This is a genomic window from Bradyrhizobium sp. SHOUNA76 (assembly GCF_023006445.1).
Classification (GTDB): domain Bacteria; phylum Pseudomonadota; class Alphaproteobacteria; order Rhizobiales; family Xanthobacteraceae; genus Bradyrhizobium.
In genome coordinates, this window is record NZ_JALBHA010001124.1 from 1 (window position 1) to 527 (window position 527).

General features: G+C 67.6%; 1 protein-coding gene. It reads right to left on the reverse strand.

Annotation, left to right across the window (positions count from 1 at the left end; translation table 11 throughout):
- The coding region (locus MOV74_RS40095; protein WP_246933096.1) for an aminotransferase class I/II-fold pyridoxal phosphate-dependent enzyme at positions 1-527 on the reverse strand (527 nt) is incomplete at both ends.

A 527-nucleotide genomic window follows, 5' to 3' on the forward strand; every position in this document is an offset into this window, starting at 1 on the left:
GGCAGCCGATCGCGATCGCCGCCCCTGATACGGGCCAGGGACCGGACATCGCAGCAAGCCTGGCGACGTCAGCCGCATTGCCGATCGCGAACCCGAGCCGCAGTCCGGCAAGGCCATAGAACTTCCCGAACGAGCGCAGGATCAGCAGCCCCGGCCGATCCGCGTCCGACGCGAGTGACAGCTGCGGAGCGGCATCGGCAAAGCTCTCGTCGATCACGAGACGGCCAACGCGCGGCAGCAGTGTCAGCAAATCCTCTGGCGAATGACACCGGCCATCGGGATTGTTGGGATTGACGACGATGGCGAGATCCGCGCCCGCCAGCGCGTCGATCTCCCCGACCTCCTGGACATCCCAGCCGGCAGCCGACAACACGCCGGCATACTCATTATAGGTCGGCGCGAGGATGCGCGCACGATGGGGTGGCACGAGTTGCGGCAGCAATTGGATAGCCGCCTGCGCGCCGCCAAGTGCGACGATCGGCGCGCTCGTGCGGTACGCGTGCCGCGCGGCCTGATGCAAGGCGTCG